The organism is Natronospirillum sp. (genome assembly GCF_022565775.1).
GTDB lineage: Bacteria > Pseudomonadota > Gammaproteobacteria > Pseudomonadales > Natronospirillaceae > Natronospirillum.
In genome coordinates, this window is the sequence record NZ_JAIUMC010000061.1 from 1 (window position 1) to 18684 (window position 18684).

The following is an 18684-nucleotide window of genomic DNA, read 5'->3' on the forward strand; positions in this document are numbered from 1 at the left end:
ATCCGCGAAGCCGAGTGGTACCTGTGTTCCATGGACCGGGGAGAGACCTGCCTGCTGGACCCCTATCTGTATGAAATCACCGAAGGGCAGGAAGAACTGATGACGACGCTCACTGTGCCCCTGATGGCAGGCAACCGTTTTCTCGGCGTGGTCGGTGTGGATATCAACCTGCCCGTGGTGCAGACCGAAATTGAAGCCATTGCCGACCGCCTGTTCAGTGGCGCCGGGGATGCCATGCTGATCAGTCAGCGCGGTTTTCTGGTAGCCAGCAGCCGTTTTTCCGATCAACTGGGTGAACTGGCTGCCGATGCCACAGGCTACGATGATGAATTGCTGGAGACCACCGGGCTGCGTCAGGTGGACGATCGCTGGTACTACAGCGTGCCGGTTGAACTCGACGGTGTGGCCGACACCTGGATACTGCAGGTGTCCGTGCCTGAGTCGGTCATACTCGGCCCGGTCCAGACGCTGGCAGACCAGTTGAACCGCGACGCACGGGCGTCAACGGTGGGCATCATTCTGGCTGGCCTGGCTCTGGGCGCTCTGATCGTTGCCGTCACCCTGTGGCTGTTGAACACCATTATCAGCCCCATCGGTCAGATGGCCCAGCGCATGCAAAATCTGGCCAGCAGCGAAGGTGATCTGACGCAGACACTGGACGCCAGTCAGCACACCGAACTGCGTGAGCTCTCGGATGGGTTCAATCACTTTACCGAGAAGTTGCGCAAGATGATCAGCCGGATGAAGGCGCAGAACTCTTCGCTCGCCGATGACTCCCGACAGATGGCAGACACATCGCAACAGGTCGGCACTTCAGTAACGGAGCAGAACGAGAAGCTGGACAGCGTTGTCACAGCCATGAACGAGATGGCCAGTGCCGCCGCCGAAGTGGCCCAGTTGGCCAGCCGCAATTCCTCATCGGCCGACAGCGCACTTGACTATATCAACCAGAGCCAGGAAGCCCTGCAGGAAAATCTGCAGCGCGTGCAACAACTGTCTGGCCTGATGGAGTCCAGCGGTGAACAGGTTAGCCAGGTGGCGGTGCGCAGCAAGGAAATCTACGGCATTCTGGAGACCATTCAGGGCATTGCCGAGCAAACCAACCTGCTCGCATTGAATGCTGCCATCGAGGCCGCGCGCGCCGGAGAACAGGGGCGGGGCTTTGCAGTGGTTGCTGATGAGGTCCGCACGCTGGCCGCACGCACTCAGGAATCCACCCGTGAAGTCGATGCTCTGATTCAGGGCTTGCAGGAGGATGTCCGCAATGCCGTGGAACAACTGGACAAGAGCCGGGAAGAAATGCAGGCCACACTGAAGCTCACGCACAACAGTGCCGACCAGCTCGACCATGCTGTCACCCAGGTGCAGCGCATCAACGAAGATGCCACGCAGGTAGCCACCGCTGCAGAAGAACAGAGTCAGGTCAACGAGGACATCAACCGCAATATCACCGAACTGGGAGACCAGGCACAGCACCTGTCAGAACTGTCACAGAGTGCCGACCGGCTGACCCGCAATACCAGTGAATCCATTGAAGTCCTGAACAAGGAATTGCAGCGACTGAAAGCCTGAGCCCAGGGCAGGTACTTGGGCCGCTGCGGGGCTGATTAGATGCTATACTGATCTCATGCATCCATGTGGTAGCCGTCATGACCGCTGAAGCAGGCCAGTTGCCCCAATCCGTGCGCCGGTGGCTACTCAAAGCTGACCTGCCGGCCGTGCTATTGGAGTATGACGGCAACGACTGCCTGATCCGCTTTTGTACCCAAGCCTGGGCTGAACTGGCCGGAGACTCCATGGAGGCGCTCGAAGGCAAGCGCCTGCAAGACTACTACCGGCTTACCTCTGATGATCTGTTGCAGCGCCTGCTGCAGTCTGAAAATGACCCGGAGACAGACACTCTGGCCTTGACTCTGCAGCACAGCACGGAGGAGCGGGATACACGCTGGAGTGAGCTCTGGCTTACCCGACTGCCAAGCAAAAAATCCAAACCCTTGCTGCTCGGTGTGCAGCGGGACATCACACAGCAACGCTGGGATCAGGCTCGTCTTGAAATCAAAGCCGGTATGGACTCGTTGACGGGTCTGTTCAACCGGGAGCAGTTTTTGCACGAAGTCAGGCAGCGCCTGAGCAAACTCAAGGTATCCAGATCCGGGGCGGCGGTGGTGTTTCTGGATCTGGACAACTTCAAGCCCATCAATGACAACTATGGCCATGCGGTGGGCGATCTTTTGCTGCAGCAGTTGGGCAAGCGTCTGCGCTCAGCGGTGCGCAGCAATGATCTGGTGGCCCGCTTTGGTGGCGACGAGTTTGTACTGGCTTTCTTTGGTATCACCGGCTCAGAGCAGGCTCGGGACATGACCGAACGCCTGTTCAGCAATCTCTTTGCGCCCTTCACCCTTCCGGACGGCCAGGCCTATCAACTGAATGCTTCAGCCGGTGTCGCCTTTACTGCCGACTCCGAGGTCAATCCGGAAGAGTTGATTGATAGTGCTGATGCCGCCATGTACAAGGCCAAGGGTGCCGGCAAGCAGCAAGTTGCCATAGGTACTGCGTTGAACACCGGAAAGTCCCAGCTGGCTCGAGGCCACTTCGAGGATGCGCTTGTCAACGAGGATATCGAGCTGTTTTTCCAGCCTGTGTTGTCTCTGCCGGAAAAGCTCACCATCGGTTTCGAGGTTCTGCCTTACTGGCACCACCCCGAGCGTGGCCTCCTCAGTCACGACCATTTCCAGGAATTTATCGACAATTCGGCTGCCGGTCAGGCCTTCAACCGCTGGCTGATCAATGAAGTAGCCCAGTACTCGGCGCAGCTCAAGCGGGAAGGATATGACATCGGCATGGGCATCAACATGATGCCGGCGCAGATCGAGTCGGGGTCATTTGTCGACACGCTGCAGGAAGTCAGGCGCTATTTTGACGACGGGCAGGTCGACCTGACACTGGAAATCGTTGAAACCATCCAGTTTCAGGACAACGATCTCGCCTTCAGTGCTCTGGAACACGCGCGCGAGATGGGCTGTCAGGTGGTGCTGGATGATTTCGGTACCGGCCTGTCTTCGATCACCTTTGCCAGTCGACTGCCTCTGGACTTCATCAAGCTGCACCCCTCCGCTGTGCACAACCTGGACCGCAAGCCGGAACGCCAGCGCGTGGCCGCCGGCATTATCCAGTTTGCCCATGCTCTGGGCTATCGGGTGCTGGCCAGCGGCGTGCGCCGACAGGCCGAGTCGGAGCTGCTGGAAAAGCTGGGCTGCGACATGATTCAGGGCGGGCTGCTCAATCAGCCGCTCAGCCTGGAGCATGTGCGGCGCAAATACCTGGACCCCAAAGGGTCGCCGCCCCACCCGCTGCGACGCTTTGATTTGTGAGCCACACCATCATTTTCCGAGCCCTGCAGCTAATCTTCTTGCCGTATCGGCCGATCTATCTCACACTAGTCGGAAAACAGTCGGAACAACCCTATGAGCACGCAGAACCTTAAATCAGGCACCGACTTCGAAGCGGTGCAGGATCACAATCTGCTCCAGTGGATGACCTTCAACCTGGCGGAAGAGGTGTATGGTCTGGATGTGATGAACATCAAGGAAGTTCTGCGCCATACTGAAATCTCGCCCGTACCGGGTGCTCCGCCCTATGTGCTCGGAATCATCAACTTGCGCGGCAATGTCGTCACAGTGATCGATGCACGCACACGCTTTGGCCTGGACACGGCCGAGGTCACCGACGATACCCGCATCGTGGTCATCGAGACCGACGCCGAAACCATCGGCATCATGGTCGACTCCGTATCGGAAGTCATTTACCTGAAAGAATCCGAAATAGAGCCACCCCCCAATGTGGGCAGCGATGAAATGTCGCACTACATCAAAGGGGTGTGCAATCGAGATGACACACTGATTATCCTGATCAATCTGCATGATATGGTGTCCTGAGTCGCGACGACTCTGATGCGGAGGCCAGTATGAAATTTCTGATTGTCGGTGCCGGGGGTATCGGCTGCTATTATGGCGCCCGCCTGCAGACGGCCGGGCATGAGGTGGTATTTCAAGCCCGTGGCCAGCACCTGAGAGCCATGCAGGACCGGGGGCTGCTGGTCCGTCACGCCGACTTCTTCTTTGATGGCATGATCGATGCGGTTGACCAGGCCAGACTGACCCGGGACTTTTCCTGCGACGACTTCGACACCCTGATATTGTGCTTCAAATCACAGGCTACTGCCGACTGGCTGCAGGGCATGAATGACTGGCTCGCCAACGCGGCGACGCCAATACTGTCGCTGCAGAACGGTGTCGACAACGAAGCGCTGGTCGAACAGGCTGTTGGCCGTGCACGCACCCTGGGCGGACTGGCCGTGCGCATCGGCGGCCATATTACCGAGCCGGGCACGGTTGAAGTCGATGGGCCAGCGCAGGTCATATTCGGCCTCTGGCCGGATGCCGAGCAGGGCGAGTCTGTGCCTGGACTGCCCGAGTCTATGGAACAGGCATTCAGCGCCGCCGGCATTCCCACCACCCTGAGCCCCAATATTCAGGTGGAACTGTGGCGCAAGTTGATGCTCAACAACTCGCTGAACCCGCTGTCGGCCATTACCGGCCTCGATACCCGCAGTTTGTGCGCCCACCCCTACTACGGCCCTGTGGTCAAGGCCATCATGCGAGAAACCCTTGTGGCCGGGCAGGCCGACGGAATCGAATTGCAGGACAAGGACGTTGACGAGATGTTCGACCTGATCAGCACCTTCGATGCCATCAAGACGTCGATGCTGGTTGATCGGGAGAAGGGTCGACCCCTGGAATTGGACGGTATCTGCGGGCCGGTGCTGGCCCGTGCCGCACAACATGATCTGGCTGTACCACTGACCGGGCTGGTCTATGCCCTGCTGGACGGACAGCAGACCTGGCACAGGGGCCCTTCTCAGCCTGCTGCAGGAGAAACAGCGTGAATGACGCCCGATTGAGTGCACCTCGCAACAAGAATGAGCTGCGTCAGGCCGCCTACGCAGCAAGAGGCGCGCAGCCAGATCGACTGGGTGTCAGCCAGAAAATACTGGGCCGGGCACTGACGTTACCCGAAGCGTGTGCCGCCAGCACTATTCTCTGGTATATCAGTTGTCGGACTGAAGTGGTCACCACACCATCGCTCGAGCAGGCGCTGGGCGGCAACCAGCGCGTGGTGATACCGTTCTGCACAGTGGATTATCAGGGTGCCCCCTGCCTCGGTCTGTGGCACCTGAAACACCTCAGTGAACTGGTGCCAGGAACATGGAACATTCCGGAGCCGCCGCGCGACCGGTGGGATGACCCGAAGCGCATCGTGGCGCCGGAAGAACTGGATCTGGTGCTGGTCCCGGGAGTCGCCTTCTCACCGCTGGGTGATCGTCTCGGCAATGGCGCCGGCTACTATGATCGACTGTTGCCGAGCACGCGGCCAGATTGCTGTCATGTGGGCATTGCCTTCGAGTGCCAGGTGTTTCACAAGATTCCGACGGACCCGCACGATCGCCCAATGCATTATGTGCTGACGGAGAAACGCGCCTATGGTGGTTCTCTGCAAGCTGACCATTGAATTTTATTGGGTTGGCGCCCGGTCGGGTAAGACTATAAACTCTAGCGGTTATTTCTCTGTCCGAGCCACCTCTGGCTGTCGGTCACTTTTGCGGTAGTTAGTGTTGTTATGCGCTGGTTCAGCAGTCCCCAACTGATACGGTCTGTCCGACGCTCCGAGCGCCAGGGCTTTCATCGCTGGTTTCGCTCCATCAATACCGTGCGCACCCGAGTGGTTGGCCTGGTATTGCTGTCGTTTGCCGTGGTGTGGTTCGCACTGACACTGGTGGGTGTAGAGAGCCTCCCACTCTCGGTTTACCTGGCGTTTATTGGCGGCCTGATGGCCGGCCTGGCGCTGATTCATCTGGGTCACAAGCGAGACAACGACTCAATCCGCTATCTCGGTGAGTTCCTGATTCTTAGCGTGGCGGTCATCTGGATGTTTCTGGCCGTGGCAGGCAATCTGGAAACGGCTTATGGCCTGACTGAACTGATCATCGGTACTCTGGCACTGGCCATGCTGCGCTTCATGACGCCCACCAGAGCCGCCCTGGTATTTGCGCTGATTGCGTTGGGCTATGCAGTGGTCCTGTGGGGCCATGACGCGCTCGCCATCGGTCCGGTTAACAATGGGCTGCTGTTCTGCATATTCGCCTATATCTGGTCTGTGGGTACTTACAACAGCAAGGTGCTGGAGTACCGGAACAGAACCCTGGTCAGCCAGTTGAATCGGCAAAATCGGGAGCTTACCAGCCTCGCCCTGCATGACTCGCTTACCGGGCTGCCCAACCGGCGCTACTTCGACCAGTTGATGGAGCGCCACTGGCAAGACCGCAGCAAGCAACAAAAACCGGTTGCTCTGCTGTTGCTCGACATCGACCATTTCAAACACTTCAACGACAGCCATGGCCACCCGGCAGGTGATCAGTGTTTGCGTGACCTGGCGGAATTACTGACATCGATACTGCGCCAGGAAGGCACCGCTCTGCGTCTGGGAGGCGAGGAGTTTGCCATCTTCCTGCCTGAGTGCGGGCCCAGGGAAGCGGCTGTGGTCGCGGAGCGGTTGCGCTCAGTCATACAGGAGCGCAAACAGATCACGGTCAGCATCGGCCTGGCGACCGCCATTCCGAAGGAAAAAGCGGCCCAGACACTCTATACGGAAAGCGACAAGGCCCTGTACGCTGCCAAACACGGCGGACGCAACCAGGTGGTTGCAGCCGGGGAAGCGACCAGCCAGCCGGCCGAGCCCCCGCTGGAGGAGCCGGAGAATGCCACTCCTGCTGAGGGATAACGCCAGCGTCTGTTTCACCAGCGAATACTGGCCTCCGATCCCTGGCTTGCATTACTGAACACCACCAGGTTTCTGCCGGGGTAGCCGGCGATACTGTCCAGTCCGCCGGCGACGCAGACCCAGTTGTCATCGGTTTGCAGTGCTCTGATGCGCGACAGACTCTCGAATTCGGGAGGAACCCAGTCTACCCAGGTGCCATCGGCAGCAGTCAGGGCTATCAGATTACTCTGATCCATATGCTCGGTACCCTGAAAACGGCCGCCGACATAAAGCACGTCACCCTGCACTTCCAGCGAAAACGACCCGAGAAAAGTGAGGTCAGTCAGGACTTCCGGATGCAGATCATGTTGCCAGGTCTGAAGTTCACCGGATCCGGCATCCACAGCGGCCAGCCTGGCGAATTCGTCCACATGCGCGATGTTTTTCCGTGGCTCGCCCATGAACCACTCGAAGTCACCAAAATAGAAATAGCACCCATGGCCGTCCGAAGCCACGCCGTAAACCGTTTCTGATGACCAGGGCATGGGATCCGATATCCGATCACCCGCCGCTACCACAAACCAGTGCGCACGATTGATCAGCAAGCCATCCGCTGGCGCAGCAAGCAGGGATTCCTGACCCTCGACATTGGTAATCAGCCCGCTGGCCGGGCAACTGCCATAGGCATCCCAGTCACATTCAGGATCGGTGGAAAAATAGATATCGACCGTATCTGCACCTGTCCAGGCCAGATGCACGGCATGCGGCCGTGACGAGGTGTCCAGCATCAGCTCGGAAGACGTCGGTGACCCCTCGTCAGCCGACTGCTCTTCGCCATTAGTCGAGTCCGCGTCGTCGCTGCTGCTCCCGCTACTGCCGTCGCTGCAGGCGCCAAGCAGGATGAGTGCGACTACGACGATGCTTGCGCAAACCAGTTTGAGATGATTTGGCATAAGACCTCCCAGTCCTGAACAGGCAGATTTCAGCCTAAGTTCAACGAGGTTACAGGGAGGTTACATATTGAATGAAAGGCCTGAGTGGACGACCGAAAGCGAGGCCCCGAGGTTATCCACAAATACCTGTTGTTGAAGGTCAGCGGGCAAACAACTGGCTGCGGTCAGCGAAGCCCTTGATTTCAAGGTTGTTGCCGCTGGGATCGCGGAAAAACAGCGTCCCCTGCTCTCCGGGCTGACCCTTGAAGCGGATATAGGGTTCGATCACGAAATCGACGCCGGCTCTGGTCAGGCGGTCGGCCACGTCCTGCCATTCAGCCATCGACAGCACCACACCAAAGTGCGGCACCGGCACATCATGACCATCGACCGGGTTGATATGCTCGACGGGTTTTTGGTCCGCAGAATAGTGCGCCACGATCTGGTGGCCGTGGAAATCGAAATCGATCCACTCATCCGAACTGCGGCCCTCCGGGCACCCCAAAAGCTCGCCATAGAAATGGCGGGCAGCCTCAAGATCATGTACAGGAAAGGCCAGATGAAACGGCGACAACTGAGACACGGCAACAACTCCTCCGCAAACACAATGACCGCCATTCTAGCATGGCGCAGAGCGGTTACCAGACAACCTCGGCATCCGGGCCGTAGCCCACGCCTTCGAGCACGACCAGGTATCTTGCTGGATGGCCTGCTACCTGATCAAATCTGCCGGCCACGTAGACGAGGTCGTCGCCGGCAATGACTGCATCGACTCGGCTTCCAATCCCGGGATTCCATTCGATCGGAGCACCGCTAAGTCTGTTGAAGGCACCCAGATGATTCAGTTCGATGCCCTGACTTTCGAAGTTGAAGCGCCCACCCACGTATCTGGCATGGGGGTCGGAAGCAATGGCATAGGCACTTGCACTTGTGGACGTTGTTTCCGGCTCAAGACTTGCGTGCCATGGCAAACGCTCAGCATTGTCGAGGTTAATTGCTGCTGTCCGAAAGCGATCGACGCCCCCCAAAGTTCTGAAAGTGCCGCCCACATACAAAGCAGAGCCTTCAATCATTAGTGCTCGCACCAGCATGTCTGCCTCATAATCAGGAAAAGCAGTCATCAGTTCGCCATCCCAGTCAAAGACAGCCAGTTTTTCGCGATCATGAGACTCTGCACTGGAAAACATGCCACCGACAGCAACGAAACCTTCACCCGTCTCAATGGCAAATACTCTGCTGTCCAACTCAGGGGACCAGTCAGTATCCAGCTCTCCCGAGACCGTGCTGAAGGCTGCAATACGCTGACGACCTACCGAGTTGATCTCGGAAAATACCCCTCCAACGTAAAGACGCTGCCCATCAGCATGCAGGACATCTACTCGTCCATCCAACTCAGGTGTCCAGTCAGCGTTGAATGCCCCGGTATGGCGATCAACCTGCCCTATTTCGGAGACCGATACACCGTCAATGTCCTCAATCTCGCCACCAAAAAACAACTTGTCATCCGCAACGGCAATGGAATCTATGACGTTGTTCCGGCCGTCTATCACCGGGGCGGACCATTGCGCCTGAGTGCGGCCGGTGTCCTTATCCAGCGCTGCCAGATTTGCTGTACCAGAGATCGCCTTTCCCGTTTTAAAGCGACCACCCAGCAGAATGTTTTCGTCGTTGACGGCAACATGCTCAATGCGAGCATCCAGTCCGAAAGCCGGCAGCTCAATCCGGTCACCGGTGTCCTCATCCAGTACCAGCAAGTATTCCCCGTCATCGAGTTTCTCTCTAAGACCCAGGTAGACTCGTCCATCATGCACGTCTATCGATTCCGCCCTTTCCGGCACGTCCGGCCGCCAGGTTTCTATCAACTCTCCACTGGTGGCATCCAGTGCGGCCACATGCTGTTGATCCTGCCCCTGCACCGTATCGAATCGACCACCAATGTAGAGCCTGTCACCAACGAGCGCCAAAGCATTCACTTCATGATCAAGTTCAGCGTTCCAGTTCTTCAGCAGGCTACCGTCATCCCTGTCAAAGGCCGCCAGATAGGCCCGGTCTTCATCATTGGCTTTATTGAAGCGGCCTCCGACAATGACCATAGAATCGGTCACTACAAGAGCGTAAACCGTATTGTCGGTATGTCCTTGCCATGTCTCGATTGTTGCTCCTGTTTCAGGATCAAGCGCCACAATGCCTTCTCGACTGGTACCATTGACAGATCCGAATCTTCCCCCCACAAAAAGCAGGTCCCCTTGCAGCTCCAGAGCATGCACGTAACTATCGACCTCTGCACTCCAGTCTTCATCCAGACTGCCATCCGAGACATCAACAACGGCCAGGTTTTCGTATTGTGAATTGCCTTCTGCTGTCCGGAATTCTCCACCGATGAAGAGGCGATCATCACTGAGCACCAGGGCGTACACATCGTCTTCGAGGTCAACGGCCCAGTCAGTAACCCGGCCATATTGATCGATCTGAGCCACGTAATGTCGCTTATGCCCTCCAACGTGTTCGAAACCGCCTCCAACAAAAAGACCGCCTGCCTCGTTAGGCACTGTTGTATAAACGCGATCATCCGTCCACGGCAACACGTCGGTCAGGTTTCCAGAGTGATCAAATAATCCAAGCCCACCCAATGGCGCACCCAACTGGTCGAAACGGCCGCCGATATAGAGCGTGTTCCCACTTAGATCCATATCAATTACATTATTATTTGGCACAGCCCGCCATGGCCTTCCCGCCACGACCTCGGACTCGCGTCCATCGTCAGTGCGAATCACAAACCAGTGAGCCCGGCTGCTGGCCAGGCCGTCTTCGACCTCGACATCGACCTTCTCTCCCGTGACATCCGTGATCAAGCCGCCACCCGGGCAGCTGCCATAGCTGACCCAGTCACACTCGGGGTCCCGGGCGAAATAGACATCCACCTCATCAGCACCCGTCCAACTCAGGCGGACGGCCAATTCATGCGAGGTTCCGCTCAGAGTCAATTCTGGCAGTTCCTGCTCTGGCGATTCATCTTCTGCAGAATCAGAACTTGAACCCGAGCTCCCGCTGTTGCATCCAACCATGGCGACAAGAGCACCACACAATACCCAAGCTCTGTAATGTCTGTTCATGCGTCACTCCTTCAAAGGAACTCCCGACTGGAAGATATCTGTTAAGTGCCTACAGCTTACACCCGGTTTGCTTACAAACCACTTACACAAATTGTCGTTCGCTCTGAAAAGTACACATTTAAATGTCCTGCACGTTGATCTGTTTCCGCGACCGCTGCATATCAGATACAGTAGACAAAGACTTTTCACAGGAGGCGTGACCTCATGGCCACCGAGTCCAGCCAACTGCAAGCGATCAATGTGATCGGCACGCCGCTGCAGCCTTGCTGCTTTACCCCCAAAACCGGGTTCTATCGAGATGGCTACTGCCACACCGGGCCGCTCGATCAGGGCAAGCATGTGGTCTGTGCCGAGATGACAGAGGTCTTTCTGGCCTATTCCCAGCAGAAAGGGAACGATCTGTGCACACCCCGCCCCGAGTTCGATTTTCCCGGGCTGGTTCCCGGCGATCACTGGTGCCTCTGCCTGGATCGCTGGCTTGAGGCCTATCAGGCCGGTGTCGCACCGCCGGTGAAGCTGGAGAGCACACACTTCAATGCGCTGGAGAAGGCCACGCTGGAGATGCTGCGCAACCCCAGCGGGGTTCGTTCGTGACTCAGCCCGAATTGCTGGCCGGACGCACTGAGGCGCCTGAGCCGCATCGAGTCATCGACCCGGTCGAAGCTGCGGAGGCTCTGCTGTCTTTTCTGCAACAGCATGGGCCGCTGACGCTGCTCACTGGCGCGGGCATCAGCACAGACTCCGGCATTCCCGACTACCGCGATGGCGCCGGTGCCTGGAAGCGCAAGCAGCCGGTACAGCACCTGGATTTCATGCAAGACCCCGCAACCCGCCAGCGCTACTGGGCACGCAGCCTGGTGGGCTGGCCGGTGATGCAGCAGGCGCAGCCCAATGCGGCTCATGAAGCACTGACCAGGCTGCAGCAGGCGGGGCTGATCGGTACCGTCATTACCCAGAATGTGGACCGCCTGCATCAGCGGGCCGGAACGCGCAACGTGATCGATCTGCACGGCCGTGCCGATGAGGTGCTGTGCATGAGTTGCGGTTATCGCTGCCCGCGTGTCGATGTGCATGACCGGTGCAGCGAGCTCAACCCGGATTTTCGGGATTTTACGGCAGCAACCGCGCCCGACGGCGATGCCGATCTCGAGGCCGACTTTACCCGCTTCCGGGTGGCCGACTGTCCACAGTGCGCCGGCGTTCTGAAGCCGGATGTGGTCTATTTTGGCGACAATGTGCCACGCGAACGGGTTAATCAAGCCAGGCAGGCGCTGGAAAACAGCGCTGGGTTGCTGGTGATCGGCTCCTCGCTGATGGTGTTCTCGGGGTTCCGGTTTTGTCGCTATGCCGAGCAGGCGGGGCTGCCCATTGCCCTGCTGAATCGCGGGCGCACCCGGGCCGATGACATGGCCACGCTGAAGCTGGATTGCGCCATCGGGCCGGTGTTGGGTCGGGTGGCCGGCGGAATCTGACGCCATCGTCCAAGGGCTTGCTGCGCACGCCATCGGCCAGCGGGGTGGCCTCCTACGGAACACCGGCTCCTCGCTCATCCCTTTCACATTTTTGCCACGTACATCCGGCATACTGGCCATTATGCTTCCCATGCCGTTCCTATCCGCCTTGTGCTCCGCACTGACAGGCTATCTTGGTCATCTTGCAGGCATCCCCCTGGCCTGGGTGCTGGGGCCCATGGTGATGACTGCCCTGTTTTCCTTGGCCGGCCTGCGTGCCTTCGCGCCCCTGCCCGGGCGCCGAGCCGGTCAATTGATCGTCGGTAGCACTCTGGGCCTGACGCTGACGGCCGACGCGCTTTTCTCGGTCACCTCACTGATTCCACTGATGGTGATCTCGGCAGCGGTGGCGATGTGCCTTGGCGCCGCCCTGGCCCCCCTGATGGCACGCTTCAGCCGTTACGATACCCGCACCTGCTTCTTCTGCCTGATGCCGGGTGGACTGTCGGAAATGGCCAATATCGGCGCGCGCACCGGCGCGCCCGCCGAACCCATTGCCCTGATGCATGCCATGCGTGTCGCGCTGGTGGTATCAGTACTGCCACCGATCATGTTCTGGCTCGAAATACAGGGCCAGATGGACCAGCGAGCCAGCCAGACCCTCCTCGACTGGTATCAGGTTCCGCTTGTATTGATGCTGGCTGGAGCCGGCGTGTGGCTGGTCCGCAAGACGCGGTTCAACAATCCCTGGATGGTTGGCGCCCTGGTGGCTGTTGCCGTGGTCTCTGTCAGTCTGGAGCTGGATTCTCAGATGCCCAGAGAGCTGTTTCACGCCGGTCAGTACTTGATCGGCATCACCATCGGTGCCCGCTTTCAGCGCCAGATTGTTCGGGGGCTGCTGCCGTTTGTGCCCGTTTGTTTTCTGTTCATCGTGTTGCTGGCAGGGTTACTGGGCCTGTATGCGCTGGTGTGTCACTGGTGGCTGCCCGTGGATCTGCCGAGCCTGATGCTGGCGACCTCGCCGGGGGGCTTTGCCGAAATGGCCATCAGCGCCGAGTTGCTGCAACTCAATCTGGCATTGGTGACAACTTTTCACATAACACGCGCCATCATGGTCAACGGGCTGAGTGGCCGCCTGTTGCAGTGGCTCGTGCACTGCAGCATCTACCCAACTAAGGGGACTGAAAGATGACTGCAAAAAAGGCTTAACAGAACTGCAATTTTCAAGCGTTAAGGTCGGTACCAGCCTTACAGAGGTTGTCCTGTTCAACAAACAGAGGTACCTGAACCATGATTGACTCATCTACACAGAAAACACTTCGCAACACGCTCAAGCTTGCTCCACTCACCTTTGCCGTGGCCGGCCAGGTCGCCGCCCAAGCCATCGACGCTGACGACGTTGATGCCGGCGCCGTTCAACTGGACCGTGGCACGCTGACGGTTTATCTGCACGATCATGGCGATGCGATCGCAGCCCGCTTTACCGAAGACACCGGCATCCCGGTACAGATCGTTGACATGAGCGGTGGCGAAATTCTGGCCCGCATCGAAGCCGAGCGGGTGAACCCGCAATGGGACGTGGTTTACGTCATGGGCCATGGCAGTGTTCATCGCCTGTATGAAGAAGGCATTTTGCTGAGCAACGGCTGGCAGCCCGAAGCCGTCGCAGACTACAGTGACATGGCCAATGACATCTATCAGCAGCACCCGGATGCTGCCTGGTGGCCGGTGACACTGGGTGCTCCCGCCCTGCTCGCCTACAACCGTGACTGCGAAGGTGTCGACCAGATTACCGGCTGGGACGCGCTGCACGATCCGCAGTTCGAGGGTCGCATCGGTATGCCCAACCCAACCATTTCCGGCCCGGCTTACCCCTATGTTGCTTCGTTCTTCGAAGAAGACATGGAGGCCGGCTACGAATTCTGGGAGAAGGTCTTCAACAACGGTGTGCGCATGTTCCGTTCCAACAGTCCGGTGGCAGAGGCCCTGATGACCGGTGAACTGTGTGTAGCCGGTCTGGAAGAACCCAATACCTACGGCGAAGTCGAGAAAGGAGAGAACATTGGCATCTTCTATCCGGAGGAGGGCGTTCCTGGCGCGGCGCGTGCGGCGGGCATCTCTGCAGAAACTGACCTTGTTGAAGAAGCACAGGCCTTCATCGAATGGATGCTGTCTGCAGAAACACAGGAATACCTGACCAACATTGACCATCGCAACCGCTACTTTGTGCCGGTCAACCGCCATGCGTCAGCCAACGATCTGCTGCCACCGAATGAGTTCCTGAACGCTGAAACTCAGTATAACTTCATCGACTACGTCTGGATGGGTGAAGTCGAAAACGAGATCAAGCGCTGGTTCTCTGACCAGACCATGTAACGCCAATGGTACTGGCAGTTCGCTGCCACACCTGCTGAAGGTCCGACTGGCTTTGCCGGTCGGGCCTGTCTGCGTTCTGGTAACCCACTTTCGGAGGTCTGATGTCTACCCTTCCCACACCCGGTATCTCGCCGCTGGACCGCCTGCGCATGCGGCTGCCCACCGCTGACGGCGTGATGATGACCGGTGTTGTTCTGGCGTTGCTGCTATTGGTCGCAGCGCCACTGATTGCCATGCTGCTGCACCTGGCGTTTCCCCGTTTCTATCTGGGCGATTACACGCTGGGTGATTTTCGCCTGTTTCGTGATCTCTGGGAGCGTCGCCTCTGGCGCCGCGCCGTGACCAACTCGCTGAGTCTGGCCACCGGCACCATGATACTGGGCACCATCATCGGGGCCGGTCTGGCCTGGATGCGCCACAACTATCGATTCCCCACCGCCGGCCTGATCGATGTGGCCGCCTGGTTCATTCTGGTCATGCCGTCGTTCATCATTGCGCAGGGCTGGGTGCTGTTTGCCCGCAGCGGCGGCACAGCCTCGCAGCTCGGCATTGGCTGGCTCGGCGATCAGGTCTTTACCTTGCCAGGCATGATTGTGGTGATGGCGCTGACCAACTTTCCACTCGCCTATCTGGCCACCAGCGCCGCACTGCAATGGGATGTAACGCGTTACGAACAGGCGGCCCGACTGTGTGGCGCCAATGCGCGCGAGACCCTGTGGCGGGTCAGACTGCCCTTGCTGATTCCGGCCTTTCTGTCAGCGGCCATTCTGGTGTTTGTGGACAGCATCGGCGACTTCGGCCTGCCGGCGGCCTTTCTCTCAGTCTTCAACTTCCCGCTGATTCCCTACATCATCCGCTCCGAAGTGCAGACAGTGCCGGTATCGTTCGAGGGCGGCGCCGTGTTGTCCTTTGTGCTGGTCAGTCTGGTTGGCGCTGCCATCGCCCTGCAGCTCAAGGTATTGCGCGGACGGGGCACCGATTTCCTCAATGCCGGTGCAGCGCCGCGCAATCGGCCCAGGCCGAGTTTCTGGCCGGTGCTGATGCTGCTCAATGTGCTTTTTCTGTTTCTGGCCATCTTTGCGCCGCTGGGCACAAGTCTGTCGGTATCCTTCATGGAGCGCTACAGTCGCGGCCTGACCGTCGACAATCTGACGCTGCAGAACTATGTCGAAGTGCTCTCCAGCGGTTCGGCCCTGCTGCCGGCACTGCAGAACTCCTTCAGCATCGCCTTCAAGGCGGCTGCCATCTCCATGGTGGTCGGCTTCTTCGCTGCCTATCTGCTGGCTTTCAGCAACAACAAGATGAAGCAGTTCATTGATGTTGCCTCCACCGTGACGCTGGCGGTGCCGGGCATTGTCCTCGCGGTCGGCTATATCCTGATGTGGAACCAGCGCTGGCTGGCCGATCTGGGGGTGCAGGTCTATGGATCGGAATGGGCCATCATTCTGTGCTCGGCCGCGTCCTCTATACCGATTGCAGTACGCGTGATGTTGGGGGCCGTGGCGCAGACGCCAAAATCGTTCCTGTCCAGTGCCGCTTTGCAGGGGGCCGGTCTGCTCACACGACTGCGAGCCATCCTGATGCCACTGATCATGGCCGGCATGATGTCAGCAGGACTGGCGGTGTTCGCCTCCAGCGTATTCGACCTGGCGATCACCACCATGCTGCAACCACCGGGCTATCCGACGATACCGGTGATCATCGACAACCAGTTCCGCACGGTCGAATACGGCTGGGCAACCGCTGCCACCGTGATCGTGTGCAGCATCACCGCCTGCATCATCGTGGCAACCCGCTGGGGCATGCGCAGAACATTCAGAACCTATTTCGAGGCGACGGAGGCCAAGTAATCATGTCAGACTCGTCGACAAACCAGACACCCGAAGTATCCATTCGTCAACTGCGCCGCACCTACGGCGACGCCGTGGCGCTGGACAGTATTGATCTTGATATCCAGCCCGGTGAAGTCATCGCAGTGCTGGGCGCCTCAGGCTGCGGTAAATCCACTCTGCTGCGTTTGATTGGCGGCCTGGATCAGCCCACCAGCGGCACCATCGACATCGGTGGTGTGCGGGTCAACACCCCCGGCTTTGTCATGCCGGCGGAAAAGCGTCCGGTTAATATGGTCTTTCAGGACTATGCCCTTTGGCCGCACATGACGGTGAACCAAATCATCCGATTCGGGATGCGCTATCGCAAGATCCCGAAGTCCGACTGGGCCCCGCGCACAAAAGAGCTGCTGAGCTTGCTTGAACTGGATGGCCTCGGTGACCGCTTTCCGCGCCAACTCTCGGGCGGGCAGCAACAACGTGTGGCCATTGCCCGCGCGCTGGCGACCAATCCGCGATTGCTGCTGCTGGATGAGCCCCTGTCCAACCTGGACTCTCAATTGCGTCTGCAGATGCGTGATGAACTGGCGGTGATCTTGCGGCAGGTCGGGACTACGGCCATGTATGTGACCCATGACCTGCAGGAGGCGCTGACCCTGGGTGACCGTCTGATCGTGATGCGGCATGGCAAGATCGAACAGATGGGTACAGCCCTGGACATTTTCCGCCGGCCGGCAACGCCCTGGGTCGCTGGCCTGGTCGGGTTTTCCAACCGGGTACAGGTGGAAGTTGAGCGGGCACTGGACGGGCGGATTCAGGTACGCCAGGGAGATCGCCGGCTGGAGATTTCCGGCGACAGTAACAGCGTGAGTTCCGGTGACCGCATGACCATGATGATGCAGCCGGCTGCCCTGTCACTGGCCGAGGTCGACAAGTGCAACAGCAACTGCATCACTGCGGTGGTAAGAGACTGCCACTTCGAGGGTTTAAGCTGGCGCTTGCGCTGCGCGGCCGGTGATTCATTGCTGACCGTACATGCCGACCGGTCCGTGGCGCCGGGGGAAATGGTATGCATTGCCGTGCCGCCGGAGCGGGCGCGGGCCTACCCCAGTGAGGCCGTTGCCGCGGCGTGAGGGGCGCGCTGCGCGCGCCATCGGCCAACGGGGTGGCCTCCTACGGAACACAGGCACCCAGCGCAAAGTAGGAGCGCACCCCGTTGCGCGATGGGGCCGTAGGCCCCTTGCGCAACCTCAATCGCCGGCAGGCAAGAGGTGCAGTTGATGCGACACATCACCCGGTAGCAGTGGCGAGGGTCGACCTTCTACCCAGTCGCGGTGACCGCTGTCAAAAAACGGAGACAGCGGGTGCCCGCTCTGCCCGGTCGCCATATGGAATATGCCGTCCTGTTCATGCCCCGGAGATACCGCCATACGCTGTGACGCTCCCCAGGTTCTGCCCTGGGCCAGCGGCAGGAAGACATCACCGCTCATCGGCTCTTGCGGCATGCGCAGGAAGCGCCCCAGCAGTGGTACACCATCGGCCATCGGGTGGGCAATATTGATGGTATTGTCCTTGCCCCAGGTCTGCTCGACCAGAGGCACGCCGTCTGCCGTTACTTGATCCAGAGTGGCCGCTGCCATATCAAACAGAAAATCATTCCAACTCGGGTAGGGCTCGGGTATGTGACGTTCGGGCTGTTCGCTGACCAGCGCCCAGACCGGATACTCCGCCATATTGTTGATCCAGTAGGGTCGGAAGATGGCCCCCGCCTCGCGCTGCAGGTGGCGGTAGACCATGCCCACGGTGCTGTCGACCACCTGTTCACGGAAGCGTTTGACCAGTCGATACCCGACATCGTCGGCAGAGGCGCGTCCGGCCCAGTTGTCGACATACTGGCGCATCTCCACCAGGCCTTCCGCTTCCACGTTTTCCAGAACCTCCAGCAGCAGGTCACGCCAACGCTGCAGGAACAGCGCCCGGTCATCCAGTTTCAAGGCAAGGAAGTCTTCTTCATCAAATTGCTCACTGGCCAGCAGCACATCACGGATCTGCTGCTGTCGGGCGCCAAGAGCGAAATGGGCCTGGCCCAGCAGATCGAGGAACTCATCGGAAGCCATGCGCGCATTGGCCGACCACAGCCGCTGCTCCGGGCCAGCGCGGACCACCG

16 protein-coding genes are annotated in these 18684 nt (G+C 58.9%); 12 read left to right on the top strand and 4 right to left on the bottom strand.

Features of this window, described 5'->3' with window-relative positions:
* The 6 genes from LAT62_RS11385 to LAT62_RS11410 all read left to right on the top strand — a co-directional run.
* The coding region (locus LAT62_RS11385) for a methyl-accepting chemotaxis protein (RefSeq protein ID WP_293383645.1) at positions 1-1572 on the top strand (1572 nt) is incomplete at its 5' end.
* Positions 1573-1649: 77 nt separating this feature from the next.
* Positions 1650-3371, top strand: coding sequence for an EAL domain-containing protein (locus LAT62_RS11390; RefSeq protein ID WP_293383648.1), 1722 nt, complete (start codon positions 1650-1652; stop codon positions 3369-3371).
* A 93-nt stretch (positions 3372-3464) separates the two neighbouring features.
* The gene (locus LAT62_RS11395) at positions 3465-3935 is read left to right on the top strand and encodes a chemotaxis protein CheW (protein WP_293383651.1); all 471 of its coding nucleotides are present in this window, start codon (positions 3465-3467) and stop codon (positions 3933-3935) included.
* 29 nt (positions 3936-3964) lie between these two features.
* The gene (locus LAT62_RS11400) at positions 3965-4945 is read left to right on the top strand and encodes a 2-dehydropantoate 2-reductase (RefSeq protein ID WP_293383654.1); all 981 of its coding nucleotides are present in this window, start codon (positions 3965-3967) and stop codon (positions 4943-4945) included.
* Positions 4942-5568: a 5-formyltetrahydrofolate cyclo-ligase gene (locus LAT62_RS11405; RefSeq protein WP_293383657.1), complete on the top strand. Its 627-nt coding sequence runs from the start codon at positions 4942-4944 to the stop codon at positions 5566-5568. The genes LAT62_RS11400 and LAT62_RS11405 overlap by 4 nt, the downstream gene beginning before the upstream one ends.
* 108 nt (positions 5569-5676) lie before the next feature.
* A complete protein-coding gene (locus LAT62_RS11410) occupies positions 5677-6837 on the top strand; it encodes a GGDEF domain-containing protein (RefSeq protein WP_293383660.1) in 1161 nt (386 codons plus the stop codon).
* 14 nt (positions 6838-6851) lie between these two features.
* On the opposite strand, the gene LAT62_RS11415 is transcribed toward LAT62_RS11410, so the two are convergent.
* The 3 genes from LAT62_RS11415 to LAT62_RS11425 form a co-directional block, all read right to left on the bottom strand.
* On the bottom strand, positions 6852-7769 hold the full coding sequence (locus LAT62_RS11415; protein ID WP_293383663.1) for a hypothetical protein: 918 nt from the start codon (positions 7767-7769) through the stop codon (positions 6852-6854).
* Positions 7770-7908: 139 nt separating this feature from the next.
* Complete coding sequence (locus LAT62_RS11420; protein WP_293383666.1) at positions 7909-8331, bottom strand: VOC family protein; 423 nt, start codon at positions 8329-8331, stop codon at positions 7909-7911.
* Between the two features lie 55 nt (positions 8332-8386).
* Positions 8387-10600: a PQQ-binding-like beta-propeller repeat protein gene (locus LAT62_RS11425; RefSeq protein ID WP_293383669.1), complete on the bottom strand. Its 2214-nt coding sequence runs from the start codon at positions 10598-10600 to the stop codon at positions 8387-8389.
* Between the two features lie 465 nt (positions 10601-11065).
* On the opposite strand from LAT62_RS11425, the gene LAT62_RS11430 reads away from it, so the two are divergent.
* The 6 genes from LAT62_RS11430 (at position 11066) to LAT62_RS11455 (ending at position 17650) form a co-directional block, all read left to right on the top strand.
* Positions 11066-11455 (top strand): DUF2237 domain-containing protein, encoded by a 390-nt coding sequence (locus tag LAT62_RS11430; RefSeq protein ID WP_293383672.1) that lies wholly within the window; start codon positions 11066-11068, stop codon positions 11453-11455.
* Positions 11452-12333, top strand: coding sequence for an NAD-dependent protein deacetylase (locus LAT62_RS11435; RefSeq protein WP_293383675.1), 882 nt, complete (start codon positions 11452-11454; stop codon positions 12331-12333). The genes LAT62_RS11430 and LAT62_RS11435 overlap by 4 nt, the downstream gene beginning before the upstream one ends.
* Before the next feature lie 130 nt (positions 12334-12463).
* Positions 12464-13504, top strand: coding sequence for an AbrB family transcriptional regulator (locus tag LAT62_RS11440; RefSeq protein WP_293383678.1), 1041 nt, complete (start codon positions 12464-12466; stop codon positions 13502-13504).
* Between the two features lie 98 nt (positions 13505-13602).
* On the top strand, positions 13603-14688 hold the full coding sequence (locus LAT62_RS11445) for an extracellular solute-binding protein (protein ID WP_293383681.1): 1086 nt from the start codon (positions 13603-13605) through the stop codon (positions 14686-14688).
* A 101-nt stretch (positions 14689-14789) separates the two neighbouring features.
* The gene (locus tag LAT62_RS11450; RefSeq protein WP_293383684.1) at positions 14790-16538 is read left to right on the top strand and encodes an iron ABC transporter permease; all 1749 of its coding nucleotides are present in this window, start codon (positions 14790-14792) and stop codon (positions 16536-16538) included.
* A 2-nt stretch (positions 16539-16540) separates the two neighbouring features.
* Positions 16541-17650, top strand: a complete 1110-nt coding sequence (locus tag LAT62_RS11455) for an ABC transporter ATP-binding protein (protein WP_293383687.1) — start codon at positions 16541-16543, stop codon at positions 17648-17650.
* 117 nt (positions 17651-17767) lie between these two features.
* Here LAT62_RS11455 and LAT62_RS11460 read toward each other — a convergent pair.
* On the bottom strand, positions 17768-18684 hold a 917-nt coding region (locus tag LAT62_RS11460; RefSeq protein WP_293383690.1), incomplete at its 5' end, for a penicillin acylase family protein.

Excerpts from the sequence above, each read along its gene's own strand:
- LAT62_RS11390 (WP_293383648.1), top strand. The coding sequence starts at position 1,650 with ATGACCGCTGAAGCAGGCCAGTTGCCCCAATCCGTGCGCCGGTGGCTA.
- LAT62_RS11395 (WP_293383651.1), top strand. The coding sequence starts at position 3,465 with ATGAGCACGCAGAACCTTAAATCAGGCACCGACTTCGAAGCGGTGCAG.
- LAT62_RS11400 (WP_293383654.1), top strand. The coding sequence starts at position 3,965 with ATGAAATTTCTGATTGTCGGTGCCGGGGGTATCGGCTGCTATTATGGC.
- LAT62_RS11410 (WP_293383660.1), top strand. The coding sequence starts at position 5,677 with ATGCGCTGGTTCAGCAGTCCCCAACTGATACGGTCTGTCCGACGCTCC.
- LAT62_RS11415 (WP_293383663.1), bottom strand. The coding sequence starts at position 7,769 with ATGCCAAATCATCTCAAACTGGTTTGCGCAAGCATCGTCGTAGTCGCA.
- LAT62_RS11430 (WP_293383672.1), top strand. The coding sequence starts at position 11,066 with ATGGCCACCGAGTCCAGCCAACTGCAAGCGATCAATGTGATCGGCACG.
- LAT62_RS11440 (WP_293383678.1), top strand. The coding sequence starts at position 12,464 with ATGCCGTTCCTATCCGCCTTGTGCTCCGCACTGACAGGCTATCTTGGT.
- LAT62_RS11445 (WP_293383681.1), top strand. The coding sequence starts at position 13,603 with ATGATTGACTCATCTACACAGAAAACACTTCGCAACACGCTCAAGCTT.
- LAT62_RS11450 (WP_293383684.1), top strand. The coding sequence starts at position 14,790 with ATGTCTACCCTTCCCACACCCGGTATCTCGCCGCTGGACCGCCTGCGC.
- LAT62_RS11455 (WP_293383687.1), top strand. The coding sequence starts at position 16,541 with ATGTCAGACTCGTCGACAAACCAGACACCCGAAGTATCCATTCGTCAA.